The following is a 15,498-nucleotide window of genomic DNA, read 5'->3' on the forward strand; positions in this document are numbered from 1 at the left end:
GCTATTTCGAGTTAATTTTAGTAAAAGTTTACCAAAAAATCTCAATTGGGAGTGACCCAATTGAGATTCTGAATCCTTTAGTGTTTCTTTCTTGGATAGACAAAAGATCCAAGGAAGGTTAAGAGGCTGATGCCCATGAGAGCTAGGAGATTCTCTGTTTGACCAGTTTTTGGCAATACAGATGATGCAGGACTTGCTGACACGCTGACAGGAGCCTGATCAGTGGCTTGTTTCACAGCGATCGGAGTAACTTGTGGACGATCAAGAGTGCTAGCTTTTTCCTGCTTGCTAACAAGAACCTGTGTTCCAGTGTGACCAACCTCTACTGGTTGTGTCTGATGGGTTGGATCTTGGACTGGTGAAGTTGGATCTTGGGTTTCTGGTGTTGGCAATGGTGCAGGTGCTGGATAGAAAAGACCATGACCAATGCGGTAGGCATACTCTGTTTCCGACATTTTTCCGTCTACAATTTTTGGAATATCAACCGGTAAGGTACCTAGATGTTCCTTGCCATTGAAGATGACTTCCACTCCTGCAGGAATATTAGGACCAAATGCATTGTCTGGTTTGAGGGATTCCGTTGGATCCATTCCCTTATTTCCATAGACTGCTAAAATGGCTTTGGCTGCGGGATAGTTGGCTACATCATAAGGTTTAGAGATAGAAAGGACAGCTGCCTTCTTATGGTTGGTATTGGCATAATTGACGATTTCTGTTGGAATCTTGGTCCGCCAGAAATCTTTATCCAGTTGCCCTTCATAACCGATCTCTGAAATCACTACGATATGGGTGGCTTTTTCAAGGTCTTCTTTTAGACTATCAAGGGTGGATTCCTTAGTGAAGTTCTTGGCCACAAAGGAGGTATCTTTTGGAAGCACTCCATCCGCGATTAAGCGACGCATGCCCAAATTTAGTCCTGGGACTTCATTTTCAAAAGCTCCGAGTAGTAAGACATGGTCCCCTGTTTGCACCTTAAATGGCAAGGTATTGTCTTCATTTTTTACAACCGTCACCGCTGCTGCTGCAATCTTGCGTTCCAAGTCACGGTTGAGGCTAGATCCGACTGCTTCCTCTGCTTTTTCAGCTGTCCGAGCACTTGGATCAAAATTCAGGACCCCACGTTTTTCTTTGAGGGTCAGGATCCGACGAACCGACTCATTTAAGCGTTCTTCTGAGATGTCACCGGTTTGGACCGCATCTACCACTGCATTGACGATGGTATCAATCTTGGTCAAATCGGCTTTGCTGCGAAGGGTCGTTGGCATCAAGACTAAATCAACTCCTGCTTTGATGGCCATCTTCACAGCTTCCACCTCACCGAAGTTTTTAGCGATAGCATCCATTCCCATGGCATCGGAGACAATCACACCCTTATAGCCGTATTTCTTCCGTACCAAGCCCGTTAAAATATCATCAGAGAGGGTCGCTGGAACATAGATTTTCTCACCCGTTTCTTTTGACACGACCTGATCTTTTTCAATCTGCGGGTATTGGATATGAGCCGTCATCAAGAGGTCGACCCCTTCATCCATAGCTTTTTTGAATGGAAGAAGTTCCAATTTTTCAAGCTCAGCAAGAGATTTATCCACCAATGGGAGACCCGTATGGGAATCGACCGCTGTATCTCCATGACCTGGGAAATGCTTGGCCGCTACAGCCACATTGTAGTCCTGAATGCCTTTCATCATCGGAATACCCAAGTAGGCAACCCGGTTCGGGTCAGATGAGAAGGAACGAAGCCCAATCACAGGGTTTTGAGGATTGTTATTGGTATCTAGAACCGGAGCAAAATCCACATTCAAGCCTAGTGCAGAAAGTTCACGTCCGATAATTTGACCAGCTTCTTTCGCTAGTTTGGGATCATTGGTAGCTCCGATGGCCATATTACCGGGAAGGGCTGTACCCGTACCCAAGCGGTAGACGATCCCCCCTTCTTGGTCGATGGCTAACAAGAGCGGAATTTTGCCATTGTTGGCTTTGTTTTCAATCGCTGCCTTTTGCATGTCTTGCGTCAGAGCCAAAGTCTGCTTGGTTTCTTTGACGTTTTCAGCAAAAAGAATGACGCCTCCAAAATCATATTTATCAATCGCATCTGCTACTTCAGCATTGACCTTGGTGAGATCCTGTGGCGACTCCTGATTGGCCTCCTGCCACTTACGGAAGTCCGGCATGATCATTTGAGTCACCTTCTGTTTGAGTGGCATGTTTTCAATCAGTTTTTCCACTTCAGGAGATGCCGTCTCTGTCGATGTTACCGTTGGGGAGGTAGCAGGGACAGCTGCACGGTCTGTTGTCGTCGGTATTTCAGCCACTTCTCCCTGATTTTCTGTGGTACTTTCTGGCGTTGGAGAAGCCACCACCTCTTCTACTGTTGCTGCCGGTTCATTGGCTTGATCCGACGCTTGAGCTGTGTCTGCCTTTGCTGTTTGAACGGATAATAGAGCAAAAGCAGCTAATAGGGCCGCAGATGGATAAATGATTTTTTTCATAAAGCGACCTCCTTTCTTTCAATAGATATTGTACCATTGTTTTATAGTTTTGTAAACGGTTGCAACATCTAAAACAGAAAAAGGATAAGCATTTTTTACTTATCCTTTAGTTCGTTCATATTTTTTTAAAACACCATTTCTTGACCATTTTCTGTCACTTGGTAAGTGCCCTCAGCAAGATCGATTCGGGCTACTGCTGTGACAGTCTGGTCTTTATTTTGGCGCGTAATGACAATGGTATGTTCATCTGGTGTTTCCACCTCAATGCTTCCTTCTAAGTCAAAAGCTTGTGAGTTGTTCCGGAAACTAAAGAGCTTGAGAAGGGATTGCACGACTGGTCGCTCTACTTCTTGAGCAATTTCTTCATTGCTGTAGTAATGACGGTTAATATTGCGGCCTTCTTTGGTGTTTTCTAAGAGTTCCAAATCATTCTTCCCAGCTAGGAATCCAACATAATAAACCTGTGGAATGCCTGGTGCAAAGGCTTGAATTAAACGGGCTAGGAAGTACTTGCGATCATCATCTCCGAGCGCTGAATAGTAGGTCGAATTGATTTGGTAGATGTCCAAGTTGTTGTATTCTGCTGTGGAATATTTGCGTTTAACATTTGCCCCAACCTTATAAAGCTCATTTGAAGCATAGTCAATCTCTTCATCTGTCAAGATATCCTTGACATCGACCACGCCAATCCCATCATGGGTATCCAGCGTCGTAAACTGCTTCATAGGACTCATCTTCAGCCACTTGGCAAGGCGCTCCACTTTTGAGCTATAGAGGCTATAGAGGGTCACCATTGGAAGGGCGAAGTCATAGACATAATAGTCGTGATCGGCAATCTTAAATTGGATGGAATAGTGTTCATGAATCTCTGGCAAGAGCTCAGCACCATAGCTGGCTGCCATATCGCGCACCTTATCCAGCAAGTCCCAAATGTCTGGCTCCACGAAGAAATCATTGGTGTCCAATTTCTTGACTGCATAGGCAAAGGCGTCCAAACGAATGAGGTCACAGCCATTGCTTGCCAGATGTTCGATGGTCTTTCGAATAAAGTCCATAGTTACTTCCTTGGTCACGTCTAGATCAATCTGCTCTTCCCCAAAGGTATTCCAGAGATGCTCAGTCGTCCCATCCGCAAAAGTGATAGCTTGTTTAGGAGCTCGATCTTTCCGCTTATAAATCAAATCTACATCTGCTTGAGTCGGACGATTCTCCGGCCAGAACTTGTCCCAGTTGAGAAAGAGATCCTTGTAGGCACTTTGGTCGTGCTTTTCTTGGTAGTCTTTATAATACTTAGACTGACGGGAAATGTGATTGATCATAAAGTCAAACATGAGATAGTACTTGTCGCCCAAGCGTTTGATATCTTCCCAATCTCCAAAGGCTGGATCCACTTGATCATAGTCTACAGGCGCAAAGCCACGGTCACCAGTTGATGGAAAAAATGGCAAGAGATGTACTCCACCTACTGCATCTCCAAAATATTTCTCCAGATTTTCATAGAGATCCTTAAGGTTATTTCCTAAGCTATCTGAGTAAGTAATTAACATGGTTTTATTTTTAATTGGCATAATGGTTTCCTTTTCTTTTTTTGAAAGCCAAGTCTTAAGAGACCTGGCTTTCTTGAGTTTATATACTTTAAGAATTGCTTCTTAGGATACGATTGAAATCAGCAAGCTGAATCGGTTCTTTGTATCTGGAATTGAACACGGGACTTATTTCTTAGGAAAAAAGATAAATCTCCTTGTGTGCAAGCACACTACGTCGATTTCTTATATTTCCTCAGCCGTTACTACTTCAGTAGTTTACGGATGTGGATGCCCTAGGGTACTACAGAAATTTTCAGCAAGCTGAATCGTTACTTTGTATTTGGAATTGAACACGCCCTAAGCTCTGTGTGAAAAAGATGAATCTTCCAAGAAGCTGAGGCTTCTTATTCAGATTCCCTATTTTCACTGTGAGCTTTTGACGGGCTTTGTATCTTGTTATTTCACTGCGCCATTGCTCATTCCTGCGATGATATGGCGTTGGAAGAAGAGATAGACAATGGTGATACTGATAATGCCGACAACGTAGGAAGCAAAGCTTGGTCCGTAGTCGTTGAAATATTGGCCTGCGTAGTTGTATTGGAACAAAGGCAGGGTCCACATTTTGGAATCGCGGTTCAAGACAAGGAGTGGCAACATGAAGTCATTCCAGAACCAAAGAGCATTGATGATCATGGTTGTCGCATGCATGGGTTTCATCATTGGGAAGATGATACGGAAATAGGTTGTAAATTTATTAGCCCCATCGATCTCTGCTGCTTCATCCAGACTTTCTGGGATAGAGATTTTGATATAGCCGACATAGAGGAAGAGGGTCTGTGGAATCGCATAAGTCAAGTAGAGCAAGATCAAACCAAAGGTGTTAGCCAAACCGAGTTTACTCATCATAACCGTAATCGGAATCATGATAACTTGGAAAGGTACGAAAATCCCAAGAATCAAGAGAGTGTACATGATAGTAAAGGCTTTTCTCTTACTCATATTGCGGGCGATGGAGTAGGCTGCCATGGGGATAAAGATCATTACTGCAAGTAAAGACAAGACAGTGATGACGACAGAGTTCCAATAATAGCCTCCGATTCCATCAGCCAAGAGTCGACTAAAGTTGTCCCATGTGAAGTTCGTCGGGAATCCAAAGAAATTGTCTACGATATCCTTGGTGGGTTTGAAGGAACTAAAGAGGGTGGCAAGGAGCGGCACTAAAATCAGAACCGATCCCAGAATCAATAGAATATATTTGCCAATCAAGGCTTTTCTTTCATCTTGTTTCATCGTGCTTCTCCTCTTAAATTTCAAATTTCTTAGATACTCTCAATTGGATGATCGAAATCACTACAATCAAGAAGAACAAGATTACGGCAATGGCATTGGCATAACCGAATTGGTTATTTTTAAAGGCGTAATTATAAACCAAGAGCCCAAGTGAAGTTGTAGCATTGTTTGGACCACCACCAGTCATGGCAAAGACTTGGTCAAAGGCGGTCAGCCCACCTTTTAGGGCCAGGATAAAGACCATAGAGACACTTGGTAGCAAGTAAGGCAATTCAACATTCCAGAAGACTTGCTTGCTCGTTGCACCATCGATTCTGGCTGCTTCTGTAATCTCAGTTGGAATGGATTGCAGACCAGCTAAGAAGATAATGATAGGCATAGCTACCCCTTGCCAAAGAAGGACAAAGACAGCCGCAAAGATCGCTCCCCACTTAGTCCCTAAAAGACTGGTTTGGAGAAACTCAATATGAAGGGCATTCCCAATCGCTGGTAGACCGTAGTTGAAGACTTGTTTGAAGATCAACGCCACTGTCAAACCAGACAAAACAGCTGGGAAGAAGAACCAAGCACGGAAGAAGGTTTGGCCTTTGATTTTAGAGTTCAAGACACGCGCAATGAAGATCCCTAGGGCAATCTCACCAACCACCATGGCAATCGTGATGATCGCAGTAAAGCCAATGGCATTCATGAATTTTGGATCCATGAAAAGGAGCTTAAAGTTGTTTAAGCCAACAAACTTGTAGTTATAGGTCAAACCTGTCCAGTTGGTAAAACTGTAAAAGGCTCCTTGGAACATTGGCACATAGAAGAAAATTGCTTGTAATAAGAGGGGAATGACCACAAAAGCCCATGCCCAATATTTTTGTAATACTTTTTTCATCGTCTCTCTACTCCTAATCCACATCCGCTTTCATCGGGTTAAAGAAGGCATTCAAATCATTGACCATTCCTTGTTTATCACCTGTCAAGACATAGTTCATCGTCAAGGTATGGAAGTCTGCTTCACTGGTCCAGTATTGTTGCAACCACACCAAGTGACGATCCGTAAAGGCATATTTGGTCATCCCAGCAAGCGGTGAATCCTCTCCTGCTTGTTTGACCCCTTCGATCGCTGTTGGAGATCCGTCCACATCATAGTACTTTTGCATGACTTCTGGACGGGTCATGTATTCCACAAAGGCATTGGCTTCTTTTGGATGTTTGGTAGTAGCTGAGATAGACCATGCTAAGTCTCCCGCACCAACGGTTAAGCTTTGTCCTTTTTCTTTCCCTGGAATCATGAAGGTCCCAATCTTAAATTTCGGTTTTTGTTCATTGATCGCTGTGATAGCCCAAGATCCATTAGGTGTCATGAGGACATCCCCACGAGCAAAGGCTCCGATAACATCTGTATAGCCAGCACCTTCCCAGTTCTTTTGTTTAGAACCATCAATGCGAAGGATATCCATGACCTTGATGTCATCTTTCATAATCGGATCAGACAATTTAATAGCATTTGGTTGAGAATAACGAAGATATTTGTTGGCTTCTTTTCCTCCACCGGCTGCTGTCGCAAAGGCTAATTGATTATACCCATTGAGCGTCCAAGCATCTGCACCTGCAATTCCAAATGGTGTTTGTCCTTTGGCAACGATGTCTTTGACTAACTGTTCGAACTCATCCCAAGTTTCAGGAACCTTCAAGCCCAATTCTTCGAATTTATCTTTGTTGTAGTAGATTCCGTAAGCATTGGCTGTGAAAGGAACGTTGTAGACTTTTCCGTTCACGGCATATTTTTCAGCGTAGCCGTTTTTCACGCGTTTGAGATAGTCTTTATTGCTTAAATCTTCGAAGACACCCGCTTTCGCCCATTCTTGCAATTCGATCGACTGTGGGTAAATATTGACCACATCTGGCACATCCCCTGCGAGGACACGTGTTTTCAATACTTCACCACCATTTGGTACATTGACAACTTTGACCTTGACCTTTGGATTTTCCTTTTCAAAATCACGCGCGATTTCTTCCAAGGTTTTGGTCATTTCTTTTTTTTGGTTGAAATACTCGATGGTCACTGTGCCATCCGCAGATTTACCATCGTTGGAGCAAGCGCCAAGCCCAAACAAGGCTAGGCCTGTAGTCGCAAGAAGTCCGATTTTTTTATACCATTTCATTTGGCTGTCTCCTTTTATTTTTTGACAAAAACATATTGTTTGCTGAGGAAATCTCCCTGAGGAAGAACGACGGTTAAGCCAGCATACATGAGCTCAGCTCCTGAATAGACTTGATCCGTCCCTTCTAAGCGATAGAGCGCATCTTCTTCCAACCCTTTGAGTTTCAGGGTCGGCTCAATCTCCTCAACCGTTGATAAGACTCGTACATAAGTTACAACTGTGCGGTCTTGATAAGTGAACTGGACGGCTGCTTGATTGCTACCATGGCTTGGATTGATCAAGCGATAGTGTTTTCCGAATTGGACAAGGGGTCGAATCGTTTTGTAATGAGCAACTTGAGCTGCGATCCGATCCAACTCTTCTTGAGAAAGACTGGTCAAATCCAATTCGTAGCCCAGATTTCCCATCATGGCTACATGGCCACGTGTTTCTAGTGGTGTGATCCGTCCCATCTGGTGATTTGGCACCGCTGACACGTGAGCTCCCATAGAAATAGTTGGATAGAGATAACTAGATCCATACTGGATCGGAAGTCTGGCAATGGCATCCGTATTGTCACTCGCCCAGACCTGTGGGAAGTAACGCATCATCCCCAGGTCATTACGACCACCACCACCTGAACAAGACTCAAAGAGGATGTGCTCGTATTTCTCCGTCAAGTACGAAACCACTTCATAGAGACCCAAGATATAAGCATGAGATTGCATCTTGGTTTCCAGGTAGGTTTTACCATTTCCAAGCTTGGTGATATTGCGGTTCATATCCCATTTGATATAGTCGATCTCATGGTTTCCGAGCAAGTCATCCAAGACCTGCTTAATATAAGCCACTACTTCTTTATTGGAGAAATCAAGCACCAGTTGATTCCGTGAATAGGTGTGTTCATAGCCTGGGACTTGAATAGCCCAGTCCGGATGAGCTCGGTAGAGGTTGCTGTCAACAGAAATCATTTCGGGCTCCACCCAAAGGCCAAATTGAAGTCCCTTGTCATGGATGCCTTGGATCAATTCTGCTAGACTTCCACCTAATTTTTCTTCATTGACGGTCCAATCACCAAGGGCCCGATTGTCATCATAACGATTGCCAAACCAGCCATCATCAAGAACAAAGAGTTCGATTCCCACTTTTTGAGCTTCGTCTGCTAGCTCCAATAATTTTTCTTTCTTAAAATCAAAGTAGGTCGCTTCCCAGTTGTTGATAAGAATTGGACGTTCTTTATTGGCAAAGGGACTAGGAATGATATGGTTTTGGACAAATGCTTGACTCTCTTGACTGAGACCGGTCAAGCCCTCATGGGAGTATGTGATCATGGCTACTGGCGTATCAAAGCTCTGATTTGGTTCCAATTCCCAAGCGAAGTTTTCAGGATTAATCCCCAGTCCAACCCGAACTTCATTGAGTTGATTCTTTTGAACAAATCCTTCAAAATTTCCACTGTAGAGCAGTTGGAAAGCCAGAGCAGAACCGGCATCTTCGGTCACTTCATGATCTGCAAGGATAAGGGCTGGTGTCTGGGCGTGTCCTGAAGCACCACGGTTGGAGCTGATGGAGAAGATTCCTTGCTCCACTTGCTGACGGCGAACTGTTTTTTCTCTCGCATAGGCTCCTTGCAGAGTGGTGATATCGTAATCACCTGCTGGGATATCTGCCAACACACTAAGAGCCTTGTGGATCACAACCTTTTCATCACTCAAGTTTTCAATCTTTGAGAAGCTAGTGATGGTTGCCCGATCCTCGTAGGCGGTGTAGTAGAGGGTCAACCGCAAGGCCGCTTGATCATCTTCAAAGACCAAGGCCAAGGTTTCAGCCTGATCTACCGAGTGAGGATTCGGAAGACCAGTTGCCTCGACACTGCCAGAGTAGATATTGGCTCCGACATAGAGGAAATCCGTCACCTCTGTGGCGCCGTGCTGGATTTGAATAGACGGCTTTCGGAAATCTCCAAGCCCGTGCTGTCCTAGGATCTGACGCTGGGTATCCAAGCTGAAGGTTCGATTGTCAGGTGTTGGATTTCCAGAGAAAGCATGATCCTTCTCATGCACGGTATTGGAAAAATGATAAGACGGGATCGGACGCCCCAGATGCTTAAGCATCAGGTAGCCATCTCGATTTTCAAGGATCAGGCTCAGTCCCTTACTTTCTACATAGAACAAATTCTGTTCAATACGAATTGCCATATCTTCCTCCATTGGGCCCGAAATAATATCACTATGTATTTTTAAATTCGGTTCCAATAACTTTCTTTTTTAGCATGTCTTTATTTTACTCATTGTAAACGCTTCCGAAAATAGAATTTTGTTGCACATATATGGTAAAATGTTAGGTAGGAGGTTCAACCATGTCAGTCTTTTCTGAATACCAAACCGACACTATTGACCTAGCCCTTGATTTTTATGGCTACGAAGATTGTCCCAAGAATTATGAATTTGGTCCTAGCGTCCGAGATAATTTTGTCTTGCATTTTATTACAGAAGGAAAGGGAGTCTTTCACTTCAATAAGAAAGAAATCCACCTAGAGGCTGGGGATCTCTTTCTCCTCCCTAAAAATATGGTGACCTACTACAAGGCCGATGCCGAAGAACCTTGGTCCTACTACTGGATCGGTATTAGTGGCACCAAGGTGAGTGATTTCATGCGTTTTTCAACCCTGCATGCAAAAGGTTTTCTAAAGAAAACAGAGGTGGAAACAGAAAAGATCGGCCAGTTTATGGAGCGACTCGTCCACAAGGCAGAGGCTTCAAAGATGACTTCACACTACCAACTCCACCTTCTCTCTCAGATCTATGAACTGCTATTTCTTATCAGTGAAGTAGCTCCCGATATCCATCGGAGCCATCCATCTCCAACCTATCAACTCTACCTGACCTGCAAGCATGTGATTGAGACGCATTACAATAAAGAGCACTTGAGTATTCAAGAGATCGCTGATGACCTCAATGTCCATCGCTCCTATCTGACAACTGTCTTTAAGGAGTTTCACCAGATCTCTCCCAAGGAATTCTTGCACTCAGTCCGCATGCAGCGTGCCCAACAGTTACTGACCAACACGGACGAAAGCATTAAGATTGTGGCTTACTCAGTGGGCTTTTCGGATCCCCTCTATTTTTCAAAGGCTTTTAAGGCCTATAGCCAACTGACTCCTAGCCAATATCGCAGCAAACATAAAATTTAGTAAAATTTTATTTCTTTTTACTAGTTTTTAGAGTATACTGGAAGTAGAAATCAATAAAGGATGAACTATGGCAACGATTAAAGACATTGCGGAAAAAGCAGGCGTTTCTCAGGCAACGGTCTCTCGCGTTCTCAACCAGGATGCGACCTTATCGGTTGGCGAAGACACGCGCAGTCGGATTCTTCGCATCGCTGAGGACCTGCATTACCAAAAGAAGAGCCGCAAAACAGCGCCTCAACCAGTCGAAGATTCTCATAAAATCGTCATCTTTGAATGGTACACGCGCGAAGAAGAATTAGAGGACCTCTACTACTATGCCATTCGGATGGGCTTGGAGAAACAAGCCCAGGAATTAGGCTATGAGATCTTTCGTATCTTCAATAATGACGATTGGTCCTTGATTCAAGAGGCAGACGGCATCATCGCTCTTGGGAAATTCAGTCCCAAGACCATTCGAGATCTAGAAAGCTACGGCAAACCCCTTATTTTTGTCGATAGCAATGCCCTCTATTTAGGGCATTCCTGTGTGACGACCGATCTAGAAGATTCTGTTATCACCGCTCTCGAGTATTTCCTTGAGCATGGCCACAAGGAGATCGGGCTCTTGGTTGGGCAGGAAGAGACGGCAGATGCGACACCGCTACAGATGGATCCCCGTCAACGGACCTTTCAACAGTTTCTCACGGAAAAAGGACTTTATGAGGAGCGCTTTGTCTCTGTTGGTCAATTCTCGACCGAGTCTGGTTATCAGATGATGGAGCAGCTGATTCAAGCATTGGGCGACGACATGCCAACTGCCTTTTTCATGGCCAGTGATGCCTTAGCTGTCGGGGCTCTGCGGTCCCTTCAGGAGCACCAAATCGCAGTTCCTGATCGCGTCAGTCTCATTTCCTTCAATGATACATCGATTGCTAAGTATGTTTTTCCCGCTCTCTCTACAGTAACCGTCTACACAGAAGAAATGGGCAAGCAAGCCATTCAAATGTTGCGGCAAACCTTTCAAGGGGCTCAACCAAGTGTTCCCTATATGGTCAAATTAGCTACCAAACTGACGATTCGAGATAGCAGTCGCTAGGAGGTCCTATGAAAACACACGAAATCCTCTTTCAAACCCTTTCTCAGGCAGATGATTATGTCAACGGGGAGCAGCTGGCAAAAGAACTAGGTGTTTCCCGCACCTCTATCTGGAAGGCCATCCAACGTCTAGAAAAAGATGGGGTCGTCATCGAATCCCTCAAAAAGAAGGGCTACAAACTGGTCTCAGGCGATATTCTGCTTCCTGAAGTGATCTCAAAAAATACCCAATTGACCGTTTCCTTAAACGAACAATGTAGCTCCACCCAATTGGATGCAAAATTAGGCATAGAAACCCATCAAGATGGCAAGGCGCTCTACCTAGCCAATTCGCAATCCGCTGGAAAGGGCCGCTTTGGTCGTGACTACTACTGCCCCGATCAAGGGGGCATCTACATGTCCCTTCATCTCAAGCCACAACTGCCCCCTGCGGAGCTCCCCCCTTATACCTTGATGGTCGCTGGAGCCATCTACAAGGCTATTAAAAACCTGACCCTGATCGATATCGATATCAAGTGGGTCAATGATATTTACTACCGCCATAAAAAAATTGGGGGAATCCTTACCGAAGCTATCACGTCCATCGAGACTGGTCTCGTCACGGATGTCATTATCGGAGTCGGTCTTAATTTAGCCATCCCTACTTTCCCAGAAGAGCTAGAAAGTAAGGCAGGTTCCTTATTTGAAGGGCCTTGTCCCATCACCCGCGATGACCTCATCAGTGAGATCTGGAAGGAATTCTTCCAAACAGATGTCGATGAACTGGTCTACCTCTACAAAGAGCGCTCTCTGGTCTTAGGACGAACTGTCACTTTTGAGCAGAACCAACAGACCTATCAAGGCCTTGCCAAAGACATCTCTGATACCGGCCAACTCTTGGTCCAATTAGACAATCAAGAAGAAATCTGGCTCAATAGCGGCGAAATCTCCCTCAAGCAGTGGAATCTATAAAACAGAGCTCACAACTCACAAAAGAGTCTGGGACAAAACGCTGTCTCAGACTCTTTTGTGTGAAGAAATATCAAAAATTTTTAAACCAATTCTTGATAAATTCTAAGCATATATCTAGTAGGAATTTGATAAATAATAATACAATTCCAATCTTCACAAACATGTAATATTTAAATGTGGTGTCATCAAATTCACTCACAAAAATCGGAAAGGTGAGAATATTAGACGGATTGATAAGAAAATAAAGTGAGATACAAATGGATAAAACCAGCGCTACTATAAAATTTTTTTTATGTATTTGCATTTTTTACCTTTTCCTTTCTTGTTTTACAACATTAAATACCAATCACCAATTTTATATAACCTGATTAATTCTTCCATTACCCTTTCTAACAGGCTATTTTATAGTTCTTACACCTTCATCATATAAAAATTTCAAAATAATACAAGTCTGTTTTTCTAATTATTTTCACGATATAATAATAAAGTTTGAATATTAAACAAAAAACTCAGTAACTATTCCAACAAACTCTATAAAATTAACTTTTTAGATAGCGCCATGATATATTTAAGCTACTAAACAGTTCAATTCAGTATGTTTTTTTGCCCTACTTTTAAATCATGATATTGAAAATACCTAAAAGCGCCTTCCGAAATTCAATTATATTTCAACATTTTTAATTACTCTCAATATGAAAGTTCTTTCCAAATCCATGCAGAGGGCATCTAAATCAACAGGAAAAGCCTTGAAATCAAGGCTTTTTCTTGTCTATAGCAGATTTATTTTTGTATTCATTAACAATTAATAATTGAGAATCAAATTGAACACAGTAAACAAATCCGATTCCTTCATACTCTACCAAACACCATCCCCCTATTATCCCCCCACTTATGGTATGATGGTAGAGTATGTATAGGTGCCAAGCTACTTGGGCACCTCCGTGCTATAAGGAGAACCAATATGAAAATCGCATGGAATGAAATTAAATACCAACCCAATAAGTTTATCCTGATTGAACTCCTCATTACCATCCTCATGTTTATGGTGGTGTTCTTATCCGGCCTGACAAATGGACTGGGCCGTTCAGTATCCGCCCAAATCGAGAACTATGGGTCGCTGCACTACATCCTTTCGACGGATTCAGAAGGGATTATCCCTTTTTCAACTATTACGGCGAAAGATTTAGATGAGATTAACAAGATAGAAGGGATGGACTATTCTGGCTTGTCGATCCAGCGGGCAACCGTCTCAAAATCAGAGGATTCCAACACCCTGGATATCACCTATTTCGCGACCGATCATAACGAAAAAGAGATCCTCAATCCAATCATGGAAGATACTGACATCAAGATCTCCGACTTAAAGAAAAACGAGGTCATTTTGGACAGTTCTTTCAAAGAGGATGAGGGAATCCAAGTCGGCGATCACGTGATCGATAAAACCTCTAAGCAAAAACTCAAGGTCGTGGCCTTCGCAAAAAATGCCAAATACGGCTATAGCGAGATTGGTTTTATCAGCTCGGAGACCTACACAGGCATGCGACAAAAGACAGATCCAAGCTATCAATGGCAAGCCCAAACCCTTGTGACCAAGAAAAGTATCACTTCTAACGATCTAACCAGCAACTTAATGGTGGCGGATAAGAAGCAGGTGATTGATAAAATCCCTGGCTACAAGGCTCAAAACCTGACGCTAAGGATGATCACTTGGGTTCTCTTACTCGCTTCTTCTGCTATCCTTGGGGTCTTCTTCTATATCCTCACCCTGCAGAAGTTGAAACAGTTCGGCGTCTTGAAGGCCATTGGCATGTCCATGAGCCAGATTACCTATGTCCAACTATCCCAGCTCACCATCATCTCCCTCATCGGAGTACTGCTGGGGCTTGGCTTGGCAACTATGATGGCGCCATTTTTACCCAATAGCGTCCCTTCCTTTATGACCCTGAAGGACAATCTCACCATCTCGGTTAGCTTTATCCTGACCTCTATCTTGTGTGGTGCCTTGTCCCTTGTCAAAATCAAAAAAGTAGATCCAATCGAAGTCATTGGTGGAAATGGAGAATAAGATGGCCATTATCGAATTAGAAAATATCAGAAAATCCTACGCCGATGGTAGCCAGATGCACCATGTCCTCAACCAGCTTAATTTAAGCGTCGAACCCAACGAATTCGTCGCCATCTTGGGCCCTTCAGGATCTGGTAAGTCCACTCTTTTGGCCATTGCTGGCTTGCTTTTGTCAGCGGATGAGGGGCGGATTCGCATCGCTGGCCAAGACTTGACCGGTCTCAACCAAGGCCAGTGGACACAAAAACGGCTGGAATTACTCGGCTTTATCTTTCAAGATCACCAGCTCCTCTCCTATATGAAAATCGGTGACCAATTAGAACTGGTGGCCAAATTAAAAGGGGAAAAGGACAAGAAAAAACGCCAAGAGGAAGTCAAAGCCTTACTGGCAGATCTTGGCATCGAAGCTTGTTACCACCAGTATCCGAATCAGATGTCCGGTGGACAAAAACAACGGGCAGCCATCGCTCGCGCCTTCATCGGAAATCCACAGGTCATCTTAGCCGATGAACCAACCGCTAGCCTAGACCCAGATCGAGGGCAAGAAATCGCCCAATTGATCCAAAAAGAAGTCAAATCCAAAAACAAGAGCGCCATCATGGTCACCCATGACCGCTCCATCCTGACCTATGTGGATACCATTTATGAATTAAAACACGGCCAATTGCATAAGGTAGAAAAGGTTGATTAAATACAAAAAGAGGCTGGGACAAAAGTCCTAGCCTCTCAATTGTTTTTGCATTGTCGAGCAAGACGCAGTGGTTGAGTGGGCTCTACT

11 protein-coding genes are annotated in these 15,498 nt (G+C 43.8%); 5 read left to right on the plus strand and 6 right to left on the minus strand.

Annotation, left to right across the window (positions count from 1 at the left end):
• Positions 1–77: 77 nt before the first annotated feature.
• The 6 genes from HMPREF2893_RS08385 to HMPREF2893_RS08410 all read right to left on the minus strand — a co-directional run bounded on the left by HMPREF2893_RS08385 (position 78) and on the right by HMPREF2893_RS08410 (position 9,635).
• The gene (locus HMPREF2893_RS08385; RefSeq protein WP_070675726.1) at positions 78–2,489 is read right to left on the minus strand and encodes a glycoside hydrolase family 3 N-terminal domain-containing protein; all 2,412 of its coding nucleotides are present in this window, start codon (positions 2,487–2,489) and stop codon (positions 78–80) included.
• A 125-nt stretch (positions 2,490–2,614) separates the two neighbouring features.
• Positions 2,615–4,057 carry a sucrose phosphorylase gene (gene gtfA / locus HMPREF2893_RS08390; RefSeq protein WP_070675728.1) on the minus strand — a complete coding sequence of 481 codons (1,443 nt, stop codon included), beginning with the start codon at positions 4,055–4,057 and terminating at the stop codon, positions 2,615–2,617.
• Positions 4,058–4,471: 414 nt separating this feature from the next.
• A complete protein-coding gene (locus HMPREF2893_RS08395) occupies positions 4,472–5,305 on the minus strand; it encodes a carbohydrate ABC transporter permease (protein WP_021153463.1) in 834 nt (277 codons plus the stop codon).
• A gap of 13 nt (positions 5,306–5,318) precedes the next feature.
• Positions 5,319–6,185: a carbohydrate ABC transporter permease gene (locus HMPREF2893_RS08400; RefSeq protein WP_023022883.1), complete on the minus strand. Its 867-nt coding sequence runs from the start codon at positions 6,183–6,185 to the stop codon at positions 5,319–5,321.
• Positions 6,186–6,198: 13 nt separating this feature from the next.
• Positions 6,199–7,458: an extracellular solute-binding protein gene (locus tag HMPREF2893_RS08405; RefSeq protein WP_070675730.1), complete on the minus strand. Its 1,260-nt coding sequence runs from the start codon at positions 7,456–7,458 to the stop codon at positions 6,199–6,201.
• Between the two features lie 14 nt (positions 7,459–7,472).
• Positions 7,473–9,635: an alpha-galactosidase gene (locus HMPREF2893_RS08410; RefSeq protein ID WP_070675732.1), complete on the minus strand. Its 2,163-nt coding sequence runs from the start codon at positions 9,633–9,635 to the stop codon at positions 7,473–7,475.
• Positions 9,636–9,796: 161 nt separating this feature from the next.
• On the opposite strand from HMPREF2893_RS08410, the gene HMPREF2893_RS08415 reads away from it, so the two are divergent.
• From HMPREF2893_RS08415 to HMPREF2893_RS08440, 5 genes are all read left to right on the plus strand, one after another.
• A complete protein-coding gene (locus HMPREF2893_RS08415) occupies positions 9,797–10,630 on the plus strand; it encodes an AraC family transcriptional regulator (RefSeq protein ID WP_070675734.1) in 834 nt (277 codons plus the stop codon).
• Between the two features lie 67 nt (positions 10,631–10,697).
• Entirely contained in the window at positions 10,698–11,705 is a 1,008-nt protein-coding gene (locus HMPREF2893_RS08420) for a LacI family DNA-binding transcriptional regulator (protein WP_070675736.1), read from the plus strand.
• Between the two features lie 8 nt (positions 11,706–11,713).
• Complete coding sequence (gene birA / locus HMPREF2893_RS08425) at positions 11,714–12,655, plus strand: bifunctional biotin--[acetyl-CoA-carboxylase] ligase/biotin operon repressor BirA (protein ID WP_070675738.1); 942 nt, start codon at positions 11,714–11,716, stop codon at positions 12,653–12,655.
• Positions 12,656–13,616: 961 nt separating this feature from the next.
• Positions 13,617–14,720 carry an ABC transporter permease gene (locus HMPREF2893_RS08435; protein WP_070675741.1) on the plus strand — a complete coding sequence of 368 codons (1,104 nt, stop codon included), beginning with the start codon at positions 13,617–13,619 and terminating at the stop codon, positions 14,718–14,720.
• A 1-nt stretch (position 14,721) separates the two neighbouring features.
• Positions 14,722–15,411: an ABC transporter ATP-binding protein gene (locus tag HMPREF2893_RS08440; RefSeq protein ID WP_070675743.1), complete on the plus strand. Its 690-nt coding sequence runs from the start codon at positions 14,722–14,724 to the stop codon at positions 15,409–15,411.
• Positions 15,412–15,498 lie beyond the last annotated feature (87 nt).

This window comes from Streptococcus sp. HMSC072C09 (assembly GCF_001813105.1).
Classification (GTDB): Bacteria; Bacillota; Bacilli; order Lactobacillales; family Streptococcaceae; genus Streptococcus.

Coding starts and splice junctions, on each gene's coding strand:
- HMPREF2893_RS08385 (WP_070675726.1), bottom strand. CDS start 2,489: ATGAAAAAAATCATTTATCCATCTGCGGCCCTATTAGCTGCTTTTGCT.
- gtfA (WP_070675728.1), bottom strand. CDS start 4,057: ATGCCAATTAAAAATAAAACCATGTTAATTACTTACTCAGATAGCTTA.
- HMPREF2893_RS08395 (WP_021153463.1), bottom strand. CDS start 5,305: ATGAAACAAGATGAAAGAAAAGCCTTGATTGGCAAATATATTCTATTG.
- HMPREF2893_RS08400 (WP_023022883.1), bottom strand. CDS start 6,185: ATGAAAAAAGTATTACAAAAATATTGGGCATGGGCTTTTGTGGTCATT.
- HMPREF2893_RS08405 (WP_070675730.1), bottom strand. CDS start 7,458: ATGAAATGGTATAAAAAAATCGGACTTCTTGCGACTACAGGCCTAGCC.
- HMPREF2893_RS08410 (WP_070675732.1), bottom strand. CDS start 9,635: ATGGCAATTCGTATTGAACAGAATTTGTTCTATGTAGAAAGTAAGGGA.
- HMPREF2893_RS08415 (WP_070675734.1), top strand. CDS start 9,797: ATGTCAGTCTTTTCTGAATACCAAACCGACACTATTGACCTAGCCCTT.
- HMPREF2893_RS08420 (WP_070675736.1), top strand. CDS start 10,698: ATGGCAACGATTAAAGACATTGCGGAAAAAGCAGGCGTTTCTCAGGCA.
- birA (WP_070675738.1), top strand. CDS start 11,714: ATGAAAACACACGAAATCCTCTTTCAAACCCTTTCTCAGGCAGATGAT.
- HMPREF2893_RS08435 (WP_070675741.1), top strand. CDS start 13,617: ATGAAAATCGCATGGAATGAAATTAAATACCAACCCAATAAGTTTATC.
- HMPREF2893_RS08440 (WP_070675743.1), top strand. CDS start 14,722: ATGGCCATTATCGAATTAGAAAATATCAGAAAATCCTACGCCGATGGT.